This is a genomic window from Congregibacter variabilis, assembly GCF_045689235.1.
Lineage (GTDB): Bacteria > Pseudomonadota > Gammaproteobacteria > Pseudomonadales > Halieaceae > Congregibacter > Congregibacter variabilis.
Genome location: NZ_CP136864.1, coordinates 299258 through 318189 on the forward strand (window position 1 = coordinate 299258; position 18932 = coordinate 318189).

15 protein-coding genes and 1 riboswitch are annotated in these 18932 nt (G+C 54.7%); of the genes, 8 read left to right on the forward strand and 7 right to left on the reverse strand.

Annotated features, from left to right (window positions below; all coding sequences use genetic code 11):
- Window positions 1-67 precede the first annotated feature (67 nt).
- From R0135_RS01345 to R0135_RS01360, 4 genes are read right to left on the reverse strand one after another with little or no spacing between them, the layout of a single operon-like run.
- Window positions 68-880, reverse strand: coding sequence for an ATP-binding cassette domain-containing protein (locus R0135_RS01345; RefSeq protein ID WP_407348466.1), 813 nt, complete (start codon window positions 878-880; stop codon window positions 68-70).
- Window positions 877-1887: a FecCD family ABC transporter permease gene (locus tag R0135_RS01350; protein ID WP_407348467.1), complete on the reverse strand. Its 1011-nt coding sequence runs from the start codon at window positions 1885-1887 to the stop codon at window positions 877-879. Before R0135_RS01350 ends, R0135_RS01345 begins: the two co-directional genes overlap by 4 nt.
- Before the next feature lie 2 nt (window positions 1888-1889).
- Window positions 1890-2501, reverse strand: a complete 612-nt coding sequence (cobO, locus tag R0135_RS01355; protein ID WP_407348468.1) for a cob(I)yrinic acid a,c-diamide adenosyltransferase — start codon at window positions 2499-2501, stop codon at window positions 1890-1892.
- Entirely contained in the window at window positions 2491-4380 is a 1890-nt protein-coding gene (locus R0135_RS01360) for a TonB-dependent receptor plug domain-containing protein (protein WP_407348469.1), read from the reverse strand. Before R0135_RS01360 ends, cobO begins: the two co-directional genes overlap by 11 nt.
- 123 nt (window positions 4381-4503) lie before the next feature.
- A riboswitch (cobalamin riboswitch) is annotated at window positions 4504-4685 on the reverse strand.
- Between the two features lie 113 nt (window positions 4686-4798).
- On the opposite strand from R0135_RS01360, the gene R0135_RS01365 reads away from it, so the two are divergent.
- The 3 genes from R0135_RS01365 (at window position 4799) to R0135_RS01375 (ending at window position 7253) form a co-directional block, all read left to right on the forward strand.
- Window positions 4799-5320, forward strand: coding sequence for a DUF501 domain-containing protein (locus tag R0135_RS01365; RefSeq protein ID WP_407348470.1), 522 nt, complete (start codon window positions 4799-4801; stop codon window positions 5318-5320).
- Window positions 5321-5391: 71 nt separating this feature from the next.
- On the forward strand, window positions 5392-5985 hold the full coding sequence (locus R0135_RS01370; protein WP_407348471.1) for a DUF2452 domain-containing protein: 594 nt from the start codon (window positions 5392-5394) through the stop codon (window positions 5983-5985).
- A 56-nt stretch (window positions 5986-6041) separates the two neighbouring features.
- The gene (locus tag R0135_RS01375) at window positions 6042-7253 is read left to right on the forward strand and encodes a cytochrome C (protein ID WP_407348472.1); all 1212 of its coding nucleotides are present in this window, start codon (window positions 6042-6044) and stop codon (window positions 7251-7253) included.
- 61 nt (window positions 7254-7314) lie between these two features.
- Here the strand turns inward: R0135_RS01375 and R0135_RS01380 are convergent, their stop codons facing one another.
- From R0135_RS01380 to R0135_RS01390, 3 genes are read right to left on the reverse strand one after another with little or no spacing between them, the layout of a single operon-like run.
- Window positions 7315-9009 (reverse strand): alpha/beta fold hydrolase, encoded by a 1695-nt coding sequence (locus R0135_RS01380; protein WP_407348473.1) that lies wholly within the window; start codon window positions 9007-9009, stop codon window positions 7315-7317.
- 37 nt (window positions 9010-9046) lie between these two features.
- The gene (locus R0135_RS01385) at window positions 9047-9916 is read right to left on the reverse strand and encodes a universal stress protein (protein ID WP_407348474.1); all 870 of its coding nucleotides are present in this window, start codon (window positions 9914-9916) and stop codon (window positions 9047-9049) included.
- A 4-nt stretch (window positions 9917-9920) separates the two neighbouring features.
- Window positions 9921-11399, reverse strand: a complete 1479-nt coding sequence (locus R0135_RS01390) for a SulP family inorganic anion transporter (RefSeq protein WP_407348475.1) — start codon at window positions 11397-11399, stop codon at window positions 9921-9923.
- A 189-nt stretch (window positions 11400-11588) separates the two neighbouring features.
- Here R0135_RS01390 and R0135_RS01395 point away from each other — a divergent pair, with 189 nt between their 5' ends.
- The 5 genes from R0135_RS01395 (at window position 11589) to R0135_RS01415 (ending at window position 18926) form a co-directional block, all read left to right on the forward strand.
- Window positions 11589-12812 carry a cation:proton antiporter gene (locus R0135_RS01395; RefSeq protein ID WP_407348476.1) on the forward strand — a complete coding sequence of 408 codons (1224 nt, stop codon included), beginning with the start codon at window positions 11589-11591 and terminating at the stop codon, window positions 12810-12812.
- Window positions 12813-12893: 81 nt separating this feature from the next.
- Window positions 12894-13619 carry an NYN domain-containing protein gene (locus tag R0135_RS01400; protein ID WP_407348477.1) on the forward strand — a complete coding sequence of 242 codons (726 nt, stop codon included), beginning with the start codon at window positions 12894-12896 and terminating at the stop codon, window positions 13617-13619.
- 33 nt (window positions 13620-13652) lie between these two features.
- Complete coding sequence (locus R0135_RS01405) at window positions 13653-14123, forward strand: YcgN family cysteine cluster protein (RefSeq protein ID WP_407348478.1); 471 nt, start codon at window positions 13653-13655, stop codon at window positions 14121-14123.
- A gap of 134 nt (window positions 14124-14257) precedes the next feature.
- Window positions 14258-15316: a 3-deoxy-7-phosphoheptulonate synthase gene (locus tag R0135_RS01410; RefSeq protein ID WP_407348479.1), complete on the forward strand. Its 1059-nt coding sequence runs from the start codon at window positions 14258-14260 to the stop codon at window positions 15314-15316.
- A gap of 76 nt (window positions 15317-15392) precedes the next feature.
- On the forward strand, window positions 15393-18926 hold the full coding sequence (locus R0135_RS01415; protein WP_407348480.1) for a PAS-domain containing protein: 3534 nt from the start codon (window positions 15393-15395) through the stop codon (window positions 18924-18926).
- The last annotated feature ends 6 nt before the right edge of the window (window positions 18927-18932 follow it).

Consider the following 18932-nt stretch of genomic DNA (forward strand, 5'->3'; position numbering starts at 1 on the left):
ATCTACTGTGGCATACGCAGCGTGCACGGCAAATAGTGTGAACAGGCACAAGCAGTTGCCGTATCGCTTAAGCATTGGGTGCGTGAGAGGCAGGGTATACGAAGGGCGGAGTACCGTCGGACATGGATCTTATCCTTAGCGGATATTCGTAAAGCTCACTCAGGGCTTGCTCATTGAGTTGCTCTGCCGTGGGCCCCAGAGACAACATGCGCCCGTGCTTTAGATATAGCAGACGATCTGAGCAGCGACTGAGAAGATTAATGTCATGCATGACTAACAACACTGCACAGCCAAGATCCCGTAGCTTTGCAACGAGGCGCAGGAATCGTTCCTGATGGCGAACATCCATCGCCGAGGTGGGCTCGTCAAGAATCAGAATCTGGCCACTGAGATCGCTGGAGCACGCCTTAGGTAAAAGCTGAGCCAGTACTCTGGCAAATTGTGTTCGTTGTTTTTCTCCGCCACTCAACGATGGATAAAGTCGGTGAGCAAGGCTCGTCAGCTCGCAGCTGTCCAGGACCTGATCAACCACCTGCGACCCGGCTCCACCGAGATCTCCATGGGGAGAACGCCCAAGTTCGCTGACTTGCCTGACGGTAAAATCAAACTGCAGACCCATGCTTTGAGGAAGAACAGCAATACGCTTAGCGCGAGTGCGGGGCTCTATAGATCCGATGTCCGTACCGTCAAGAGACACACTTCCGCTACTGCATGAATACTCGGCGCAAGCGAGTCGCAGCAGGCTGCTTTTACCTGCACCGTTACTGCCGGCAATGCCAATGACTTCGCCGGAGCCGAGGGAAAAACTGATCTCGCTCAGCAGAGTGCTTGCAGCAAAACGCAGTCCTGCATTGTGTACATCCAGCAGCGGGGGACTCACGAGAACACCAGCCGGGCTTGGTAACGCCGCAGCAGAACAAGAAAGTAGGGTACGCCAAGTAGTGCTGTAACAATCCCCAGAGGAATCTCGCCAGGTGCCAGTAAAATGCGCGATAGTAAGTCCGCAAGCACGAGAACCAGAGCGCCCAGCAAGGTACAGCGCGGTAGCAATGCGTGATGCTCAGGGCCAGAATACAGGCGAACCATATGCGGAACCACAAGCCCAACGAAGGCAATGGCTCCCGCAAGGGCCACACTGACCCCCATGCCGGCAGCAATGAGAGCTGTCAGTAGGGCTTTGCTTGTACCACTGCGGTAGCCCAGATGGCCCGCTTCAGCCTCGCCCAGCAACAGTGCATTGAGCACATTGCGAAGCGGCATTGATGCCATTACCAGTATCCCCAGTGCGGTGCTGGCTATCATCAGAGTTTGGTAATTGGCTCCCGCCAGTGATCCTAGTCGCCACAGGGCAACGCGCCTCAGGGTGCTGTTGTCGATACTCATCTCCAGGACATTCACGAGTGCTCCTGCAAGGGCAGTGATAGCAACGCCTGCCAGCAGCAAGGTTGACACTGAGGTCCCTTGTGCAGTGCGCGCGATCTGATAAACAAGCCAGGTCGCTAGCAGTCCGCCGACAAAGGCCCCCAAAGACACGTAGATATCGCCACTGAGGCCTGCACCTATGCCCAGCGCAAGAATCAGTGCGCCGCCAAGAGAGGCACCGCCGGTAACCCCTATTAGCGAGGGGTCGGCGAGAGGATTGCGAAACATACCCTGGGATAGGGCGCCGGTGAGGGCCAGCAATCCGCCAATGCTGGCCGCCTGCAGTACCCTGGGTAATCGCAATTGAAGCAACACCGTGCGGTGCAGCGCGTCACCATCACCGCTCAACACAGCAATAAGTTCCTTAGGGGCCAGAGGCACCGCGCCCAGTGAAAGCGCGGCGCAGATGGCCACCACTAACAGCACCGTCAGCGACGCGGGAGTACCCAGTCCTCTAAAGGACACGCTCAGTAGTCAACGCCGCGACGAGCTTTGATGCCCGCGTTGTAGGCGTGTTTGACGTCTTTGACTTCCGACACGGTGTCCATGACGTCCCTGAGACGCGAGCCGCCACCACGGCCGGTAACTACCACGCTTTGTTCGGGGGGGCGGTTTTGGATGGCTTCGATGACTTCATCTTCGCTGAGATAATCGAAGGAAAGCATATAAGTCAGTTCGTCCAGGACTACCAGATCAAAGCTTGGGTCTTTGAGCATGGGTAAGGCCTGATCCCAGGTTGCTCGGGCGGCCGCCATATCCGCGCTGCGGTCCTGAGTGTCCCAGGTAAAGCCGGTACCCATTTGATAAAATGCCACATCTGGGCAGCGATCGCGCAGATAGATTTCTTCGCCGGATAGCTGCTGCCCCTTGATGAACTGAACGACGCCGACCTTGTGGCCATAGCCCAGGGCGCGCATGATCATTCCAAACGCAGAGCTGGTTTTTCCTTTACCGTTGCCGGTGAGGAGAATCGCTACGCCTTGCTCCAGATCTGCCGCGGCAATAGACGCATCGACAGACTCCTTTTGCTTCTCCATAGCCGCCTTGTGACGGGCATCTTTTTTCGCATCAGAACTCATAACGGACTCCTGCATACGCCGCTTGACCCGCGGTGTTGTAGCTTGGAATTTCCATGTAATCCTCGTCCAGAGCGTTCTCGAGCCGACCGTAGACGGTCAATCCGGTAACAAGCTCGTAGCTCGCATTTACATCCATCAGTACGTAATCATCTAACTCAGCGCCGGAGGTGTCCACTGAGCTTGCCGAGGAGCGCAGATTAACACCGAGTCTTAGTCGACCCTCGGGATTCTGGTAGGCGATACCCAGGTTTGCTAGGTGCTCGGGTCTAAAGGCTCGTTGTTGGCCATCGGGCGCCGTTGTTTCGTTCCAGGTGTAATTGCCATTTATACGAAAGCCCATAGCAAGAGGTAAGTCTGCGATCAGCTCTATGCCCTGAGAGTCAGAGCGGCCCGACTGTTGTACATAGCCCGAAAAGCTAACGACGTCGAAGGTGATCAGGTCGTCAATTTCCTGATCAAACCAGGTGACTTCGAGATAGGAGCCGTTGGGTGATGCCCAGGCCACACCCAGATCATAACCACCGCTGGTCTCTTCTTGTAGTACTGTGTTTGATGCAGGAGGTGCTGCAAAGGGACCGTTGTTGTAGCTGATTTCGTAAAGACTGGGGGCGCGAAAACCTGTGCCGTAGGCACCTTTCAGTTTTAGTTCTCCTGCGGCCAGGTCAGTAACCCAGGCGCCGCTCAAGCGATAGCTCAGGTAGTCGCCAAAGTCGTCATTGTCATCGTGTCGTGCGCCAGCGGTAATGGTGAGCGAATCACTGAGTCGACCTTGATACTCGCCGTATATACCTGTCTGACTTCGGGAGCGATCAAAGCTGCCGTCGTCGATGGACTCTTCTTCGCGATCCACGCCGTACACCAGAGACATTTTCTCTGATTGACGCCACTGCCCAATGTAACTCAGTCGTTCCAACCCGCCTTCAGCGCTAAAGAACGCTGAGTTTTCGGCGAAAAACTCTCGCTCGGTGACATTGTCGCTGTAGGCTAGCTCATGAGAGAAGCGCCCTTGGGTGAGTTCCGCTGATACTCGCCAGCTGTCCTGGGCAAAACTATCTTCGCAATCATTGCTTGGTGAAAACGAAGCGTTAAAGCACCCATCAAAGGCATTTTCACCTTCGACCTGCCGGGCAACGGCTTCCAATCGCAGGCTGTCGTTTAGATCCCAGCCGGCGCGGGCGTGGATGGTTTGATTATCGTAACCATCATCGTCAACACGGTCTGTGTCTGTGTCTCGAGCATTGAACCCATCGGTGGACATATCCGCGCCACTGATCAAAAAGTCGACGCTGTCAAAGCTGCCGCCAATGCGTCCACTCAGTTGCTGGGTGTTGTAGCGGCCTTGTTCCGCGGTGACACCGCCACCCAAACCCTCGCTGGGTGAGTTGGTGCGAATGTTGATGACACCGCCGGCGTCTGCGCCGTAGCTCAAACCTTGGGGGCCTCGGAGTATTTCCACTCGAGAGATGCCCGTAGTCAGTAACTGCTCGAGACGGGGGCTCACTTGGGGACTAGAGGTATCGCTAATATCGATCCCATCGATAATAACCATGGTTCGATAGCCTTCTTCGCCGCGAACGCGCAGGCTGGTTGCTTTCCCGGGTCCGCCGTTGTTCGTCGCGGCGATCGATGGCTGGGTGCGAAGGAGGTCGGGGAGAGAAAGGAAGCCGCGTTGGACAATCTCGTCCTGAGTTAGCACCGTCACAGATGTGCCCACGTCGCGTAGCGGCATCTCCACCCGGGATGAGCTCACGACGGTTTCCTCTAAAACACTTTGGGCAGCAAGCTGCGCAGTGGGTGTCAGCAGCCCGCAAGCGAGCGCTGTTCTAATTGCCAGGGGCAGGTATCGCCGTTGCGTGGCGAGTTCTTTGCTATCAAACATCTAATTTTCCTCAATTGCCATAGGGCGATTGAGGGAGGGGATCAAGGGAACAAAACACTGCCTGCGCTGTGCATACTCATGCGAGGACTGCATTTAGCGACCTTTCGTGAAGCCCTCCGCTCCATCGGGTGCTATTGCCAAGGCAGGTATCGGGCTCGCAGTGTTTGCACACTACCTACCGTTGCGGGGGCAGCGCAGGAATGAGTCGTTCAGGAGCCTGAGCTCGCGATGACAGTGGACCTGCTTCCCTTTTAACCTGACCCAACGCTGTGGCGTTGGCAGGCACCTAAGGCGGGATGGAGAGTAGGTGCCTGTCCCGATCTTGTCAAACAGTCTACTGGGCTTGGAGCTCGCTCCAAGCACTACAAGGATCCGTCCCGCGATGACATGAGACACCGAGAACAGGTATTGTTGCGCTATGACTGGCAGTGCACAGAATGTTTCCCTGAACGAGGCTATGCTTCATCGCGTCGAGTCACGTCTTGGTCGCCGCCCCCGGGGCTTGAGACAGGTAATGGTTCTGGATGATGCGGGCCAACCTTCTGTCATTCGCGTTGCATCGGTTGTGGAAGAAAAGCCCTTTCCTACACTCTTTTGGTTGATAGATCCGGCGCTTAATCTTCGTATCGATCGTGAAGAAGCTTCCGGTAGGATCCATGCATTCCAGACTCGTATTAATGATTCACCAGAGTTACAGCAAGCCATGGAGCATGATCATCAACGTCACATCGAATTGAGAGAGTCGTATCTGGCAAGCGGCGAGCGAGAGCTACTCGAAAGTCGTGGACAGTGGAGTGCTTTGGCGCATCGGGGAATTGGCGGAATCGCTGATTTTACGCGTATTCGTTGTTTGCATACCTGGTATGCCGCTCACCTGGTAGAGCCCAATACCGTGGGCCAGATGCTGGATGAGCATTGGGCTAGCTGTGAGGAGCCCTGATTTACGGACCGAACTTCGCTTAAAGTTCTCCGTTTGAAGAACCGTGTGGCGAATGTGTACGTAAGGTAAGCATGTCACGCAATCCGCATAAAAATCCGAATCCCCAGGGCAAAGGCCTCGTTCCGGTTCTTGCACACTGGGGTGAAACACGACCCTCCACCATCAATGCAAAAGCACCTGCGGAGTTATTGTTTGACTGGTTTGCTTCGGTGCTGGTGCTGTCTGCGAAGTTTCAGTTCAAGCCGGCGGTGGGGAGCATTTATTACCTTTACACCCGCGGGGGTGATTGGCAGTTGTCCCTGGTTGGTCCCGGCGAGTGGGGCGATCGGGATGTGGGAGACTGTCTGGGAACCTGTGAGTTACGTCAGGACATGACCTGGTCCATAGCGGCAGATGAAGGCATGGCAGAAAAACCCAAGCTGCAGGAATCGCTGGCAGAACTTGTTGATGCCTTTATGACCAGTTTGCAAAGCGACGACGCGCTTGATGATCACTTACCGGGTTATCGACGCGAACTCCCTTACTATCAGCGAATGCTCGCCACTGGCCTCGGCGCATCACTTCGGGGTTCGGCGACTGCGGCACAGAGCCTGCAATCGCCTTTAAGAGTGCTTCTTGAGAGTGCTGGTGCCGAATTTTCTCAGCGTCTTCTGAGTCAGGATTAGCTAAGATAAAAGCTGCTAATCTTGGCATTCATTGATTGCAGTCGGTTAAACCAGTCATGTCGATGTTTTCTAGTAATACCGTTGCGGCGAAGGCACTACTGGTGCTGTTTTTTGTTCTACCCGTGCAAGGACAGGATCTCCCTGAGGGAGACGGCAAAGATCTGGTCTCCAAGCTTTGTGTGAGTTGCCACAGCATTTCCCGAATCGTGAACTCTGCGGGTTTTGATAGTGCTGAACAGTGGCGCATGTTGATCAACAGCATGATTGAGTTAGCCGATCCTCAGGCAGAGACTATTTCGCAGTATTTGGCTGCGAACTTTCCTGCGAAGCAAGAGCGCAAGCCGACGCTGATTTCAGGGCCTGTCAAAATCACCATCGAAGAGTGGATCGCGCCGACGTTGGGTCAGCGATCTCGAGATCCTGTTGAGGCGACAGACGGTAGTATCTGGTGGACTGGCATGTGGGCAAGTCTTGTTGGCCGTCTTGATCCTCAAACTGGAGCGATGCAGGAGTTTCACTTGCCGCCCGCAGCACGCCCTCACAGTATTGTTCCCAATGCAGACGGCTCTATCTGGTACACCGGGAACGGCAATGCAACGATCGGGAGGCTTGATCCTGCTACTGGTCTTATTGCTGAGTACCCCACCGAAGCAATTGATCCTCATACAGCGGCTTTTCACCCCAATGGCATGCTCTACTTTACGGCGCAGCAGGCGGGCATGTTGGGTCGACTAAACCCACAGACGGGCGAACTTACAGAAGTTAAGACCCGAGCGCGTCCCTACGGCATCAAGGTGGGGCCAGCTGGGCGGTTGTGGATTGCCCACAACGGTACTAATGCGATCGGCGCAATGGATCCTGTCAGTATGGAAATCGAGTTTTTCGAGATCCCGGATGAAAAGACGCGCATTCGTCGACTGGATATCGCGAGCGATGGGCGAGTCTGGTACGTCAATTCAACGCTGGGACGGATCGGCGTTCTCGATCCAAGTACAGGGCGGACCAGGGAGTGGCCGTCACCCAGTGGTCCCAGGTCTCATCCCTATGCTATTGCCGTTATCGATGATGTGATCTGGTACAACGAGTCGGGTATGCGTCCGGATGCACTGGTGCGTTTTGATCCTGCTAGTGAGCATTTTCAGAGCTGGGCTATACCTTCGGGTGTGGGTATCGTGCGGCACGTGTGGGTGACGCACAAAGGAGAGCTACTTATTCACCAAAGCAGTAGTAATCGAGTAGGGCGCGTGACTATTCATAGTTCAGACTGAGGGTTTTGGGAGACCTGCATTGCAAAAAAGCCTGCTTAGCCCCCGGGGATGACCAAGCACATTACTGGATTGTCGCACTGCGAATGAAATCCAGTAGTGGGTAGCTGCTGTGCAGGTATTTGCTGCCCCCAACCTCCAGCGGGCCTTGCTTGCCACCGCGAAGACCGCCTCCAGCGTTCTCGCCGTGCAGTCCGTATAAGCGATCCACAACGTCCATGCCGGTGATGACTTTGCCAAAGCTGGAAAACCCGCCGGCATCGAGTCTTGAGTTGTCTACGGTGTTGATGAAAATCTGCGTGCTTCGGGTGTTTGGCCCCGTCATGGCAAAGGCAATGTTGCCGCGAAGGTTGCTCCCAGTAACAGGGTCATCGTGGATCATTTGGTCTTTCCACACAGCATTGATCTCGGGCTCTCCGTGGACACCAAACTGTGCAATGAAGCCCGGCACCACTCGATTGAAATGCACACCGTCGTAGTAGCCGGCACTGATCAACTGATAGAAGCGATCAGCGCCCAGTGGGGCTAGGCGTCGCTCCACCGCAATGCTGAACCGGCCCTCGGTAGTGTCAAAGTTCGCGATAAAGCTGTCGGGTGCCGGGGTGTTCCAGATCGCTGCATCCGGGTTCTTGAGCGCGCTGTAGTCACGACCATCCGGGTCGCTGGTTTCCGTTGCTTCAAGAAAGCGAGCCAGGTAGGGCCCCCAAATGCTGGGAAGGGAGTGCGTGCCGTGTCCCCGGGTCAGCGGGGAAATATCCAGGGTGACCGCCTCTCCCCGAGGTACTTTTGCTATATGCGATTCCAGCAGCATAAGCTCCGGAGGATTGACCTGATCATCAGCGGAATTGATGGCCAACAAAGGCGCACGAATTTCTGAAAGCCTTGGAGCAGGGTTGTAGTCCCTGGACGCGTCAAAGGCGTAAATTAGATCGTTCGCATCCATCATCCCACTGTAGCGATCCAGGCTGGCATTGAGCATAGCCTCAGCTGCCACTCGCGTAGGTGCAAGCTCCTGATAATGCAGCGGGCTCGATACCATAAAGATTAACGGGTAGAGCGCCTCGCGAAGCCCCGCTGGCTGAGTCTTGTAAAAACCGTTTTGGTAATCGGGATCGTTCTTCACAGCATCAATAATCATTTTGCGCAGCATACGGTTGCGTCCAGCGATCTCCACAGGAAGGCTCGCCAGAGGCATGAGTGCGTCCATGAACTGTGGATACTCGTACCCCCAAACCCAACTCAGCATGCCTCCCATAGACGTGCCGGTTACAAGCCGAAGGTGATTTACCCCCAGGTGTTCCGTGAGTAATCGGTACTGCGCGTGCACCATGTCGTTGTAGCTGTACAGGGGGAAGTCGCCCGCCGAGCTTGTGCTGGGTTTGCTGGACTGACCGTGACCTATAGCATCAGTCAGAACGATGAAGTAGCGTCGGGCATCGAGGATTCCGCCGTTTTCAAACAGTACGCCAGCGAACTTCTCACGCAGAAACCCCCCGCCGCTGCCGGTGGTGCCGTGCATGATGAGTACAGCGTTAGTCACTTTTCCTTCAGCGTTACGACGGGGTGTTCCCAATGTTCTGTAGTGCTGTGTCAGTGCTTCAGTGCTACCGTCTTCGTAGCCGAAGTTCGCAATAGTAAAAGAACCTTCAACAGGCTCCAGTGTCTGTGCTGACGTCGCTCCACCCAGACAAAGGCACAGCGCTGCGATACAGTTCTTGATGAAGCGTTGGGACCAGCAGTTGCTAGGAAGGTGCAGCATGGGTTTCATTCCCTTTATGCAGTAAGCCAAATGAAGCTTAGCCAAGAAGTAATGTGGGTATTCCCGAGGAACGTAAAAGGTCAGCAGTCTTACTACCGAACAATAGCGTGCGTAAGGGCGAATGGCTAAATGCCCCCATAATCAGTAGATCGATGGACTCGTCATTAACAGTCTTGGCGATCACTGATTCGGCATCACCGGGTATAAGTTTTTTGCTCACCGTATAGCCTGCAGCACTCAGGGTTTTCTCTGCCCAGTCCAGTTTCTTGGAGCCGTCAGGGTTTACCTTGCCGGACATGAGTAAAAGAATGGGTAGCCCTCTGAATAATGCACTGCTGGCGATCATCTCAACGCCACGACGGGTGACCGCGCTGCCGTCAAAGGCAAACATCAGGCGTTGTGGTTCACGAAAGCCTTCGGTCACCGTCAGAATCGGCTTACTTACTGCCCGGACCACTCGCTCTACATTGCGACCCAGGTCTCTTTGGGTGGTTTCAGCGGACTCGCCACGTCTACCAAGGACCATTAGCTGTACGCCGTCCTCTTGCTCCTGAAGCGTTTCTACCAACTCGCCATAGCGTTGACGTGTGTCGACCTCTGGCGCTCCCTGATTGCTGGCGCGTTCGCGAAGCTTGTTCAAAAACATTCGACCGGCCTCTCGAAGCGCGCGGGTTCTGGCCTCGTCTTCTTCAGTCAGCTTGGTGAGTAGCTGCTCTTGGGCGTCAAAACCAATGGTGCCGCTGTGATCCTCGCCTGAGGGGGGTGTCTGGTGGGTATCGATGATGTGCATCAGCTCCAAGGGTGCATGGATACGACGCGCTGCCCAGGCCGCATAGTCCGTGACATAGTCCGCGAACTGAGACTGGTCGACACAGGCGAGGATTTTTTCCTGATTGTTCACTGCCATCGTGTTAGTGCTCCATCAGCAGGTCGTCGGCGCCATCTTTGTCGTGCACGGCAAACCGGTCCACCATGGTGGCGCTTGCTTCGTTCAAACCGATAACTTCAACTTCTGTCCCTTCCCGGCGAAATTTCAAAATCACCTTATCCAGCGCACTGATCGCAGTGATGTCCCAAAAGTGGGCTCTACTGACATCGATGCGGACGCGCTCAATGACTTCCTGATAATCAAAAGCAGCGATGAAACGGTCTGCGCTGGCAAAGAACACCTGTCCGAAGACCCGGTAAGTCCTGGCTCTACCATCGTCGTCAACCATTGATCGCAGGTACAGGATTTGGCCGACCTTGTGCGCAAAGAAAAAACCAGACAGCAAAACGCCGGTAAGGACACCCCGGGCAAGATCGTGTGTTGCGACGGTCACGGCGACGGTCGCCAGCATTACGACACTGGAACTGCGTGGGTGATCTTTTAGGTCGCGAATCGAAGACCAACTGAATGTACCAATAGAAACCATGATCATGACCGCGACCAGGGCAGCCATAGGAATCTGGCTGACCCAGGCGTCGGCGAAGACCACCATGATAAGTAGGAACACGCCGGCGACAAGCGTAGATAGTCGTCCCCGGCCACCTGACTTCACATTGATGACCGATTGTCCGATCATCGCGCAGCCTGCCATACCCCCTATGAATCCACTGGCGATGTTGGCGATACCCTGGCCCACACATTCACGATTCTTGTTGCTCTTGGTGTCCGTAAGATCATCGACGATGGTGGCCGTCATGAGAGATTCTAGAAGTCCAACCACCATTAGCGTGAGCGCATAGGGAAAGATGATGCCCAGCGTTTCCAAGTTCAGGGGCACCTCGGGGATGAGAAATATAGGCAGACTATCGGGAAGCTCGCCCATATCACCTACGCGGCGAATGTCCAGATCCATCCAGATGGCCACAATGGTGAGCACTACAATGGTAATGAGAGGGGAGGGAACCGCCCGCGTGATGTAGGGCAGACCGTAAATGATGCCCAGCCCCGCGGCCGTCATAGCATACACGTGCCAGCTTACGTCGATGAGTTCCGGTAACTGCGCCATGAAAATCAGAATAGCCAGAGCATTTACAAATCCTGTGACCACCGACCGCGAAACAAATCGCATGAGGCTTCCCAAACGTACCCAGCCCGCAATGATTTGCAAAATTCCAGTGAGTACTGTGGCGGCAAGGAGGTACTGCAAACCGTGTTCTCGCACCAGTACCACCATAACCAGGGCCATGGCTCCTGTGGCTGCTGAAATCATACCGGGACGACCCCCGGCGAAGGCTATAACAACGGCGATGCAAAAGGATGCGTAGAGCCCGACTTTAGGGTCGACGCCCGCAATAATCGAGAAAGCAATGGCTTCGGGAATCAGAGCCAGAGCAACAACCAGTCCGGCTAAAAGGTCATTGCGAACATTGCCAAGCCAGTCCTGACGGAGGGTGTCGAACACGGAAGAAGGTTCCTATGATTGTGTGAGCTAATGTGGGCGCGAAGGATACACAGTTCAACGGGGGAAATCAGTTGGGCTATGGCGTTCAATGCAGCAGATTTTGGTGCCTGGTCACGAGATTTGCTGTTATTTGCGCTCGCTGCCATTATCTCAAGGGTCTAATGCGGTATCTGACAGGTGGGCTGAATCATGGAAGGCGCTGAAGTTCTGTTGCAACTGGCGATTATTCTTGCGGCCGCACGTATTGCCGGCGAAATCGTAATGCATCTGGGGGCGCCTTCAGTTATCGGCGAACTGCTGGTCGGTGTGGTCCTTGGCCCAAGCCAACTGGGTTGGGTTCATCCAAACGAATTTCTGCGTCTAATGGCTGATATCGGCATCATTTTGCTGCTGTTTCAGGTGGGGCTGGAAACAAACATTCGTCGACTTACTGCGGCGGGGGGCGAGGCGAGTGCGGTGGCCTTGGGGGGTGTGATCATTCCCATGCTGGGCAGCTATTTTTTGTGCCGTGAAGTTTTCGAGATGCCAGTTCTTGTGTCCCTGTTTGTGGGCGGCGCCATGACCGCGACAAGCATCGGTGTCACTGTGCGCATCCTGAAAGATGTGGGCCGCGAGAACAGCCGGGAAGGGCAGGTGGTGCTGGGCGCGGCAGTGCTTGACGATCTTCTGGGCGTATTAATTCTGGCCTTTCTTTTTCAGCTGTCTATCGCTAATACGGTTGGCTACGGGGTTTTGCTCAATCTCGTGGCATTTATCGGTCTCTTTTTCGTGATATCGCCCATTGTTGCAGAATTGATTTCCGCGGTATTGAGCCGCTACGGCCACGTGACCGAACTGCCCGGCCTGGTAGCTACGTTGATTGTTTCCCTGGTGCTGTTTTTTGCCTGGGTAGCGCATGCGGTGGGTGCTCCGGAATTACTCGGTGGCTTTGTGGTGGGACTAGCGCTGTCACGACGTTTTTTTCTACCCTTTGGGCAGAGAATGGCGCCGGACGCTGCTTTCACAGATCAAGTCCGCAGTGAAATGCGTCCCATCGTCCAGCTTTTCACGCCCATATTTTTTGTGGGCGTAGGTCTGTCTCTGGATCTGCGTATAGTGAATTGGGAATCGCCTTTTGTATGGATGTTCTCTCTGTCGCTCGCCGTGGTGGCGATTGCGGGCAAGGTGATGGCGGGGCATCTGCTGTTTCGTGAGCCGCGGCTGATTCGTCAGGCTATTGGCATGGCTATGGTGCCTCGCGCCGAGGTGGGGCTTGTCTTTGCTGAGCTGGGCCGAGTCGCGGGGGTTTTGCAAGGCGAAGTGTATGCGGCGGTGGTTCTTGTGATTGTTTATACCACTGTGTTCTCGCCTTTTTGGTTAAAGCTTTTTTATCGACGTTATGGCGGGACCGAGGCTTTAAAGGACACGGGATGAATATCAGTTTCTGTTCGAGTTCTGCACCCAAAGCCGCTAAAGTGAAAGACATGATTCTTTGCAGCCAAAAGGACCAAAGGTTTGTCTGAGACTAAGCGTATAGCGCTGCTGATTGATTGCGATAATGTGAGGGCAACGGCCATTGAGGGTGTGCTTGAAGAACTGGCAACGCACGGCACGGTAAATGTGCGTCATGCCCACGGGGATTGGAACAATCCCTCGCTGTCGGCTTGGGCCGACAAGCTTCACCCTCACGCCATTAGACCTATGCAGCAGTTTGCCTACACCAAAGGCAAAAACGCCACAGACTCAGCGATGATCATTGATGCCATGGACCTGCTGTATAGCGGTAACGTCGACGCTTTTGCATTGATGACCAGTGATAGTGACTTTACTCCGCTGGTGTTGCGCATACTCGAAAGCGGATTTCCCGTTTACGGTTTCGGCGAAAAGAAAACGCCACAGCCATTTGTGGATTCTTGCTCACCGTTTATTTTTATTGAGAACCTCCTTCCGGCAAAGAAGGGCGATGACGAAAGTGCACCGGTTACTGCACGGGTTCCCCGAGCAAAGTTGCGACAGGACGCAAGGCTGGTCAAACTTCTGCGCACGGCAGTAGATCAAACCGTCAATGATGACGGCTGGGCTGATATGTCCAGGGTGGGTAGTTATATCTCCAACAATAACCCCTCGTTCTCTCCGGTAAACTACGGTTACCGAAGGCTTAGTGACTTATTGAAAGCGACAGAGTTTTTTAAAATAGATCATCAAGAATCAAGGATGCTTGTTCGTGACCCCAAGAGTTAGCCGTCGAGTTCTGTCATTTTTAGGCATGGGTTGATGACCACGCAAGCGTTTTGGGAGTCCGTTGCGCCGAAGGATATGTCTCGGGAGCAGTGGGAGTCACTGTGTGATGGATGCGCCCGCTGCTGTCTGCATAAGCTCGAAGACGCCTATAGCGGGGGAATTTACTACACCGATGTCGCCTGTCACTTGCTTGATGAAACCAAGTGCCAGTGCACGCGCTACGAAACGCGCCAAGAGCTGGTGCCGGATTGCGTGGTGCTCACACCGGATCAACGAGAAAATCTGGCTTGGCTCCCGGATACCTGTGCCTACCGTCTGGTCGATCAGGGACAGCCGCTTCCCGAGTGGCACCCATTGGTAACGGGTGACCCGAACTCGGTGCATCTTGCGGGCATGTCGGTGCGTGGTCGCTCAATAAGTGAAACCCAAGTGGCGGAGGATGATTTTGAAGAGCACATCATTCGCTGGGTGACGAGTACCAGACCGGACTCAGTACAAACATAAGCTGCACAAGGTCTTGTTTTGAGTCGGGCCTGCCCGCCCCTGATGAATTGCCGACATAAACCTGTGAAATTCAAAGTCAGTGGCTTGGCATGATAGAATTGCGCGCCTTTTTTAACTGTATGTAGCGACAAATCATGCCTTCTGTGACTGATGACCTAAGAATCCAGAAAACCAACGAGCTGATCTCCCCAGAGTCTCTGGTCGACGATGTCCCCCTGAGTGATGCGGCGGCTCAAACCGTTGCCAATGCTCGAGGAGCGATTTCGTCGATCCTCCGCGGGGACGACGATCGATTGTTAGTCGTCGTGGGTCCCTGTTCTATCCACGATCCCAATGCAGCCCGGGATTATGCCCAGGGACTGAAGCAAGCCGCAGAGGCCTACAGCGCAGATCTGCAAATTGTCATGCGCGTGTATTTCGAAAAGCCTAGAACCACTGTGGGCTGGAAGGGCTTGATTAACGATCCCGACCTTAACGATACCTTTCAGATTAACAAAGGCCTGCACCTTGCCCGCAAGCTGTTACTGGACCTTGCCGAGATGGGACTCCCCTCGGGTACCGAGTATCTCGACCTTATCAGTCCTCAGTATGTTGCGGATCTGGTTTCCTGGGGTGCTATTGGTGCACGAACGACGGAAAGCCAGACTCACCGAGAACTCGCCTCAGGTTTGTCTTGCCCGGTGGGTTTTAAAAATGCAACTGACGGTGACGTTCAGGTTGCGATTGATGCCATTAACTCTGCATCGCAGCCACACCGCTTCCTTTCGGTAACAAAGAAAGGGCATTCCGCCATTTTTCAGACAACGGGTAATGAGGACTGTCATATTATTCTGCGTGGCGGCAAACACCCTAACTACGACATGTTCTCTGTGGATGACGCGAGCGCCATGTTGAGCAAGGCGGGACTGCCGGCGCGCATTATGATCGACGCAAGTCACGCGAATAGCCGCAAGATTCCCTCGCGGCAAGTAGATGTGGCGAATGATATCGCCAGTCAGGTCGCCCGGGGCAGTCGCAGCATTTTTGGCATCATGATTGAAAGCAATCTGGTGGAAGGGCGGCAGAACGTAGTGCCTGGCCAGCCGCTGGTCTATGGACAGAGTATTACTGACGCTTGCATTGATTGGGCGGCTACCGAGTCGGTCTTTGATAAGTTGGCCATGGCCGTTCGCGAACGCAGAAATCTGGCCTAGTTAGCTCAGGCGCACGCTGCAGTGGCTGTGGTAGGGTCAATCTAACGCCTAAGAGCAGGTCTGGGGCACCGCAACCTTGAATTCGCCATCCTACATACTCAGCCTCGCGGTGCTTTACATCTGCGCTCTGTTTGCGGTGGCCTGGATTGTTGATCGACGCGCAAGTGTCGCTGTCTCCCCCGGGTTTTCGCGCCGCCAGGGATTGGTCTATGCCATGTCTCTCGGTGTGTATTGCAGCTCATGGACATTCTACGGCGCGGTGGGTAGCGCAACGTCCTCTCCCTGGAGCCATGTCCCGATTTTTCTCGGTCCGATATTGGTTTTTTTGCTTGCCTGGCCGCTGCTCCGGCGGTTGGTGAATCTGGGGACCCGTCATCGCGTAACATCGATTGCCGATTACTTCGGCGCACGCTTTGGTAAGCGTCAGCAGCTGTCTATGTTAGTCACTGTTGTCGCTACAGCCGCAGTCCTTCCCTATATCGCCCTGCAGTTTCGTGCCCTTGCGCAGGCGTGGTCGATCGTTGCTGGCGACGCTGGGGGTCCCTCCCTGAGTAACACTGATTCAGGTTTGGCTATCGCTATTGTGCTTGGCGGTTTCACGGTGCTCTTCGGAGCGAGGAGACTTGACGGGCGTGAACGACATCGAGGAATGATGAGCGCCATTGCTCTTGAGTCCGTCGTTAAGCTTGTTGCTTTCCTTTGCGTGGCGATGCTCGCCCTGGCCTATCTGCGACGTCCGGACATCGCACCATCTGCGGGCTGGGGGACTCAATCCCTGGCTAAGGTAGAGCTCTCAGCAGATTTTTATACACAAATTTTGATTAGTGCCTTTGCGATATTCTGTCTTCCCCGCCAGTTCCACGTCATGGTGGTGGAAGCACAGGACGAGGCGACTACGCGCTCTTCGCGTTGGCTACTGCCACTTTATCTGATCTTGTTCATGCTGCTGGTTGTGCCTGTGAGCCTCGCGGGAAGTCATCTTTTCGGCGCGTCGACACAGAGTGTTAGTCCGGACACCTATGTGCAGATGCTGCCAGCGGCGTTAGATGTTTCATGGATCTCTTTGATCGCTTTTGTGGGAGGCCTTTCTGCGGCTACTGGAATGGTCATTGTTGCGACCGTGAGCCTCGCGATCATGCTTACCAACGAGGTGGCAGTGCCTGCAATGATCCGCGGAAAATCTGACCAGGGTGCATCCTTGCTGTCTTTGGGGAATCGTCTGCGGGTCGTGCGTCAGATCACTATTCTCCTGATATTGGCGGCGGCGTGGCTCGTATCGACACAGCTGCACAGCATATCCTGGCTAACGGAGATAGGGTTTATGTCCTTTCTGGCGGCAGCCCAGCTTGCGCCGGGTCTGCTGGCCGGCCTGTACTGGCGACGGGCGCATGGGGTTGCGATCACCGCCGGTTTGGCCGCGGGCCTGGCGCTCTGGTTTTACTGTTTGGTGTTACCGCAAGTGCTTACTGAAGACCACGTTCTTAGCGCAGCTGGCCTGTTTGGCCAAGCGTGGCTGCGCCCCCAATCGTTGCTGAGTTGGGAGGGTCCCGGTCCATTGAGCTATGCCGCCCTATGGAGTTTGGGCGTCAATACCTTCCTGGTTCTTAGTTTGTCGTGGCTCTTTAAGCCATCGTTGGCGGATGCACGCCAAGCGGCGGTTTTTATGGATGCAGATAACCCGAGTGAACTGCAGGGAGATGACTTTAACCTCTCGGTTGTAAGAGCAGGACAGCTTCGTGCGCTGCTACCTCCGTTTCTCGAGGAATCTCGTTTGCAGCAGCTGTGGCATTCTTTTGAAGATCGCTATCAGCAGCGCCTTTTGCCCGCTGATCGTTTGCCTCTTTTTGCGGTGCGCGAAGCGGAGTCGCTGTTAGCCAGTGTTATTGGTGCGGCATCGTCTAGTCGGGTGTTTACGGAGTTGACCGAAAGCCGGCAGGTCGATTTTGCCGGTCTTGCTTCTTTGGTGTCTGAGGCAGGGCGGCAACAGACCTTTAATCGGGACCTTTTGGAAACGACCGTAGAGTCCATGTTGCAGGGCGTATCGGTTGTTGATTCCCAGTTACGCCTGGTCGCCTGGAATAGTCGCTACGAGACGATGTTTGCCTACCCCCAACGACTTCTCTACGTGGGCATGCCTATTGCGCGACTGTATCGTTTTAACGCCGAGCGTGGGGTGCTTGGGGTAGAGAACACTTCTATCGAGCACGAGGTAGAAAAACGGTTGGAGTGGCTGCGCCAGGGGCATCCACATCGCCTGGAGCGACGCCTTCCCGATGGACGGGTTATTGATATCCATGGAGTTCCTTTGCCCCGCGGTGGGTTCGTCACCACATATATAGATATCAGCGATTACCGCGAAATGGTGACGCACCTCGAGGAGGTGCGCCTGGAGCTCGAAGACCGGGTTGCGACGGGGAGTCAGAGTTTATCGGACGCAAATGCCCAGTTACGTCAGGAAAACCGTTTGCGCGCCGAAGCGGAAGCCAAGCTTCGTGATACAGGTCTGTCCAAGTCGCGATTCATGTCGGCGACGAGCCATGATCTACTCCAACCCATCAGCGCCGCCAGACTCTTTGTGGCTGCGCTAAAACCGCATACCAAAGATGCACAGGACAGCGCATTGTTGGTCGACAAGATAGATCAGTCTTTGGGGCGAGCAGAGCAACTGATTTCGGAATTGAGAGAAGTTGCGCGTCTCGATTCGGGTAAGCAGCAAATTACCTTAGAAACATTTCCGGTGCACAAGCTGTTAAAAGATCTGCATGCAGAGTTTGGACCCGCCGCGCAGCGCGCAAATTTGAATTTGCGCCTCCGAAACTCTTCATTGTGGTTGCGCAGCGATCCAAACCTACTGTATCGAGCCTTGCAGAACTTACTTTCCAACGCCATTAAGTATAGTCCGCGCGGCACAGTGCTATTAGGTGTGCGCCGTCGGATGAATGGGGCCGAAATTCAGATTTTAGATCAGGGGCCAGGCATACCTGCAGCTGAGCAGGCCCGGGTCTTTTCGGAGTTTGAAAGGCTGCCCGGTTCGGCAGCCGGTAACGAAGAGGGATTGGGTCTGGGCCTGGCAATAGTGAGCCGCTACGCAAACTTGCTCGACTTACCTCTTCGTCTGAGTTCTGAGCTGAGCCGCGGAAGCCTGTTTTCTTTAACGGTTCAGCGGGTAGAGGCTGTCCTGTCACAGGGCACCGCAGCGGATTCAGACGCTGCGGTCGGTCGTCTTGATGGTGTGAAGGTGGTGTGCATCGATAACGATTTACGTATCCGCGAAGCGATGAGCGCAATGCTGACTGCGGATGGTTGTGAAGTGAATACGGTCGCGACGCGTATGGAGTTGTTGGACGCATTACGCGGCTTTGAGGCGCATGTGGTGGTAGCGGATTTTCATCTGGATGACGGTGATACCGGGATTGTGGCCCTCCAGTGGGTCTTCGAAAAACTGGGCTGGAGTTGTCCCTGCATCATGGTAAGCGCCGATGATGGGGCGAGTGTCAGAGATCAGGCGCGCCTGGCGGGGTATCGCGCCTTAGCCAAACCAGTTAATCCCCAGCGGCTAAAGGCATTGATTCTTGCGCTGGCTAAGGAATCCGATCAGACAAGCGACTAGATCTGG

Bases quoted from the DNA above. Each gene is read 5' to 3' on its own strand.
- R0135_RS01360 (WP_407348469.1), bottom strand. From the start codon at position 4,380: ATGTTTGATAGCAAAGAACTCGCCACGCAACGGCGATACCTGCCCCTG.
- R0135_RS01405 (WP_407348478.1), top strand. From the start codon at position 13,653: ATGACCACGCAAGCGTTTTGGGAGTCCGTTGCGCCGAAGGATATGTCT.
- R0135_RS01370 (WP_407348471.1), top strand. From the start codon at position 5,392: ATGTCACGCAATCCGCATAAAAATCCGAATCCCCAGGGCAAAGGCCTC.
- cobO (WP_407348468.1), bottom strand. From the start codon at position 2,501: ATGAGTTCTGATGCGAAAAAAGATGCCCGTCACAAGGCGGCTATGGAG.
- R0135_RS01375 (WP_407348472.1), top strand. From the start codon at position 6,042: ATGTCGATGTTTTCTAGTAATACCGTTGCGGCGAAGGCACTACTGGTG.
- R0135_RS01385 (WP_407348474.1), bottom strand. From the start codon at position 9,916: ATGGCAGTGAACAATCAGGAAAAAATCCTCGCCTGTGTCGACCAGTCT.
- R0135_RS01395 (WP_407348476.1), top strand. From the start codon at position 11,589: ATGGAAGGCGCTGAAGTTCTGTTGCAACTGGCGATTATTCTTGCGGCC.
- R0135_RS01410 (WP_407348479.1), top strand. From the start codon at position 14,258: ATGCCTTCTGTGACTGATGACCTAAGAATCCAGAAAACCAACGAGCTG.
- R0135_RS01380 (WP_407348473.1), bottom strand. From the start codon at position 9,009: ATGCTGCACCTTCCTAGCAACTGCTGGTCCCAACGCTTCATCAAGAAC.
- R0135_RS01365 (WP_407348470.1), top strand. From the start codon at position 4,799: ATGACTGGCAGTGCACAGAATGTTTCCCTGAACGAGGCTATGCTTCAT.